The organism is Candidatus Aquarickettsia rohweri, from assembly GCF_003953955.1.
GTDB classification, from domain to species: Bacteria; Pseudomonadota; Alphaproteobacteria; order Rickettsiales; family Midichloriaceae; genus Aquirickettsia; species Aquirickettsia rohweri.
On record NZ_RXFM01000108.1, the window covers coordinates 1 to 4208 of the forward strand.

Annotated in this window: 7 protein-coding genes, 1 tRNA gene and 1 pseudogene; all 9 read left to right on the forward strand. The window is 27.5% G+C overall.

The annotated features are described in order from the left end of the window. Nucleotides 1–251 (forward strand): DDE-type integrase/transposase/recombinase (locus tag EIC27_RS06285; protein WP_126044873.1); only part of this gene is annotated, 251 nt, incomplete at its 5' end. 250 nt (nt 252–501) lie between these two features. Continuing rightward, nucleotides 502–762 (forward strand): hypothetical protein, encoded by a 261-nt coding sequence (locus EIC27_RS06290; protein ID WP_126045216.1) that lies wholly within the window; start codon nt 502–504, stop codon nt 760–762. 59 nt (nt 763–821) lie between these two features. After that, nucleotides 822–893 (forward strand) — tRNA-Cys (locus EIC27_RS06295). Nucleotides 894–917: 24 nt separating this feature from the next. Beyond that, nucleotides 918–2150, forward strand: a complete 1233-nt coding sequence (eno, locus tag EIC27_RS06300) for a phosphopyruvate hydratase (RefSeq protein ID WP_126045217.1) — start codon at nt 918–920, stop codon at nt 2148–2150. 79 nt (nt 2151–2229) lie between these two features. Next, a complete protein-coding gene (locus tag EIC27_RS06305) occupies nt 2230–2592 on the forward strand; it encodes an NADH-ubiquinone oxidoreductase subunit NDUFA12 family protein (RefSeq protein WP_126045218.1) in 363 nt (120 codons plus the stop codon). A 17-nt stretch (nt 2593–2609) separates the two neighbouring features. After that, nucleotides 2610–3161 carry an outer membrane lipid asymmetry maintenance protein MlaD gene (mlaD, locus tag EIC27_RS06310; RefSeq protein ID WP_126045219.1) on the forward strand — a complete coding sequence of 184 codons (552 nt, stop codon included), beginning with the start codon at nt 2610–2612 and terminating at the stop codon, nt 3159–3161. Next, the gene (locus tag EIC27_RS06315; RefSeq protein WP_162298360.1) at nt 3139–3666 is read left to right on the forward strand and encodes a DUF2155 domain-containing protein; all 528 of its coding nucleotides are present in this window, start codon (nt 3139–3141) and stop codon (nt 3664–3666) included. The genes mlaD and EIC27_RS06315 overlap by 23 nt, the downstream gene beginning before the upstream one ends. 34 nt (nt 3667–3700) lie before the next feature. Further along, a complete protein-coding gene (locus tag EIC27_RS06320; protein ID WP_126045221.1) occupies nt 3701–4000 on the forward strand; it encodes a Rossmann-fold NAD(P)-binding domain-containing protein in 300 nt (99 codons plus the stop codon). Beyond that, nucleotides 3978–4208, forward strand: a pseudogene (locus tag EIC27_RS06325) (IS6 family transposase); the annotation flags it as partial. The gene EIC27_RS06320 and the pseudogene EIC27_RS06325, both read left to right, overlap by 23 nt.

Sequence of the window (4208 nt, forward strand, 5' to 3'; positions counted from 1 at the left end):
CAATCAATAAGCCATTATCTAAAGAAAACCAAATAGAAATTAGGCAGAACAAATATCTCAACAATAGGATAGAAGGCGATCACAGATTTATAAAGAAACGAACTAGGCCGATGCTTGGCTTCAAATCCTTTAGAAGTGCCGCCAGAACTATTGCGGGAATAGAACTCTTGCACATGATTAAAAAAGGACAACTTGCTGACAATGACAATTATAATTCTGACTTTGATAAATTTCTTTCACTAGCTGCTTAATGGAAAAATCTATAAATAATTTAAAAATTTTACACCATATTACAGATGCGACAGAGCCAAATCTTCCTTAGAACAGGGGCTGTATTGTTTAAAAAAGAGTGAGAATTTAACTGATCAATTATTTAATGTTGTTCAAATTAGTTTTGATAATTTAAATTTAGAAGACTATCTTAAAGGTAAAAAATTATCTGCTGAAAAGTATTATGATATTAAGGCATCAATAAATAATGATTATTCTTCAGGTAAATTTTTGGAAGGAGCTTTTTGGAAAATATTGGTTACTGAAGGTAATGGAATATCAAAAGATCTTCATAAGTTTGATAAAATATTAAATGAACAAGAAATTATAAATATTATAGAAACTTCTAAAATTTGTCATAATTTAGATGGAGAATATAATTGTAAGCCATTTTTTGAGGGTCTTGATGAGTTAATTAATGATGGATTAATCAATAATAAAGCACATGAGTATATAATTGATTCAATTCTAGATAAGTTAAATGCTTGTTAAAATAAGTTGTGATAATTCTTGACCAAAGTTGGTAATTAGAATAGGGTTATCTTTGCTTTGGCCGAGTAGCAAAGTGGTAATGCAGTGGATTGCAAATCCACTAGGCGCCAGTTCGATTCTGGCCTCGGCCTCATAACTTATTATTAATATAGTTAGTGAAGATAACCTATTTAAAGTCTCGTCAAATATTTGACAGTAGAGGGAATCCTACTGTAGAAACAGATTTAATTATAAATAATAAATTTTTTGGCAGAGCATCAGTGCCAAGTGGAGCTTCTAAAGGTATATTTGAAGCTATTGAATTAAGGGATAAAAGCAAAGATTATAATGGAGAGGGAGTTTTAATTTCTGCAGAGAAGATTAATAATGAAATTAAAAGAAAGATCTTGGATGTAAAATTTAATTCTCAAGAGGATTTAGATAATTTTTTGATAAAATTAGATGGAACAGCAAATAAATCTAATTTAGGTGCAAATACTATTTTATCAATATCCATTGCTTTTGCAAAAGCAATGGCTAATCTTGAGAATAAGCAATTATTTGAAGTAATAACAAACTCTAGCAAGTACTCTTTACCTAAGCCAATGTTAAATATCATAAATGGAGGAGCACATGCAGATAATGGTTTGGATATTCAAGAATTTATGATTGTGCCAGTAAAATACGATAGTATTTCTAAGAATTTAAAAATAGCATGTGAAATTTTTCACTCACTGAAAAAAGTCCTTAAAAAAAATCATTTTAAAGTAAATACTGGTGATGAAGGTGGTTTTGCACCCGATATTAAGACTACTAATCAAGCATTGAATCTTATAGTAGAAGCAATACAATATGCTGGATATAAGCTAGGAACAGAAGTTTGTTTAGCACTAGATATTGCTGCTAATGAATTATATATTAATGGTAAATATAATTTTAACGGTGAAAAAAATACATTAACAAATATTGAGTTAGTGGAATATTATAAAAAATTATGTAATGAATATCCTATAATTTCTATTGAAGATCCATTTTTTGAGCAAGATTATGAGGGATGGAAATTACTGAATCAGAAAATTGGAGATAAAATTAGGATTATTGGGGATGATTTATTTGTTACAAATCCTACAAAATTAAAGCAAGGTATTGATCAAAAATTAGCAAATTCAATTCTAATAAAAATGAATCAAATAGGAACGTTAACTGAGACATTAGAGAGTATTAATATTGCTAAAAAATATAATTTTACTCATATTATTTCCCATCGATCTGGTGAAACAGAAGATACTACTATAGCCCATATGGCTGTTGCAACAAAAAGTCCTTTCATTAAAACTGGCTCTATATCAAGGACTGATAGAGTATGCAAATATAATGAATTAATAAGAATTGAAGAGCAAATTTTTTAATCCTTTTGCAAATATTAATATTGAAAGAAATAAATAAATAACTTAAAATTATACATATGTTTATTGTTAAAAGTAACAAATGGAATTAGCAAATAAATTTTTTAGTAAGCTTTTTGGTAAAAAAGTTGGAGAAGACGAATTTGGCAATGTATTTTATAAATCAAATAGGTTTTCAAGGTATTTTAGTAGAGATATGAGATGGGTTATTTATAACGGTATTCCTGAAGCAACTAAAATCAGTTCTAATTGGTATAGTTGGTTACATCATCAAGATGATAAGTTGCCTATAAAAAATACAAAAACATTATATAAATGGATAAAGCCTAGGACGCTTAATTTATCTGGGTCTCAATTGTCTTATTATCCATCCGGACATTTTTTTTCTAATGATAAGGTTAGATTAGAATCAACTGGAGATTATGTTGCATGGAAACCAAAATAAATTAGTGTAGCTTACTTATGAAGAATATATTTGAAATTGTAGTTGGATTTTTAGTTTTATTTATAGCAATCACATTTAGTTATATTGTTTACCAGAGTTCTGATCATCAATTAGATAAAAATGATCAATATATAATTAATGCTATATTTGATAATATTGATGGTATTAAATTAGGTAGTGAAGTAAAAGTAAGTGGCGTAGTTATTGGAAAAGTTATTTCTCAACGTTTAGATTATGATACTTATTCAGCTGAAGTTCAAATGCTCATTAATAAAAAAATTAAATTACCAGAAGATAGTTCAGCTCAAATAGTAAGTTCAAGTATTTTAGGTGATAAATATATATCTATTGCACCAGGTACAGAAGAAAAATCTCTTGTCGAAGGTGACACAATTGAATTCACACAATCATCTATTAATCTTGAAGGATTGATAAGTAAATTTATTTTTGGACTAAAAGGTAGTAATAATCAAATGCAAATAGATGAAAATGCTTTTTCAAATTATAATAAATCGGATGAGCAAAACTATATATTCAATGATTCTAGTGCAGAAAACTCAATTAGTTAAATACACAATTATAATATTTATTTACTTAACTTTTATATTTAATTGTAATCAATACATTAGTGCATTTGATGAAATAGAGAATGAGAATACAGAATCTGCATTTAGTGTTCTTGATGAAGATATTTATAAATCAACTAACTCTGATTTAGATATTACTAAGCAATCGATAATTCAAGGAGAATTAGAATCTTTTAATTTAGCAAAAATTAGAATTTTAGACTATAATACTGGTCATAGCTCTAATAAAGAATTAAAATTAGAAGAGAATTTAGAATTGACAGAAGGATCATTTATCAATCTTAAAGAGTGTAAAAAAGATATAAAAGATACTTTAAATCCAGTTAGCATGGCTTTTATTTCTGTTACAAATCATGGTCAAATTATTTATGAAGGGTGGATATTTTCTAAAAATACTTCTATTGCATTACCAAAGATTGATGATGGACTTATATATTTAACTGGTTGTGATAATCAAGTTATTAATAAGGAAGAAGTTAATAAATAATTTTAAGTTATATCATATAATAATTGAGGAGCTAATGTTAGATAATATTCTTATAGTAGGTGCAAATAGAGGGATAGGTCTAGGTTTAATAAAGGAAATATTAAATAAAAATAGTACAGCAAATATTTTTGCAACGTATAGAGATAAAAATAAAAGTACTGAATTAATTAATCTTTCAAAGAAGCATCAAAATTTAAAATTAGTAACTTTAGAAATTAGGGTTCTGTCGCATCTGTTGAAAAGTATAAGAATCTTTGATATTCTGAAAGAAATGATAGATGTTAATAATGCTGAAAGTAGACCCAAAATTAATGAAGTATTTCAAGAATCATGAATATGGTCCAGAAATAATAATGGTATCATTGTATATGAAAGGAAGATATTCTCTAAGTTATAGAGAGATAGAGGAGATAGGCGGGTTGAGAGGATTCGCCATTGATCACGCTACTTTACAAAGGTGGGTAATAAAGTTTATGCCAATACTTGAAGGAAGATTCAGAAAAAGAAAGAAGCCAGTCAATGGTAGTTGGAGAATGGACGAG

Coding starts and splice junctions, on each gene's coding strand:
- EIC27_RS06320 (WP_126045221.1), top strand. CDS start 3,701: ATGTTAGATAATATTCTTATAGTAGGTGCAAATAGAGGGATAGGTCTA.
- EIC27_RS06305 (WP_126045218.1), top strand. CDS start 2,230: ATGGAATTAGCAAATAAATTTTTTAGTAAGCTTTTTGGTAAAAAAGTT.
- mlaD (WP_126045219.1), top strand. CDS start 2,610: ATGAAGAATATATTTGAAATTGTAGTTGGATTTTTAGTTTTATTTATA.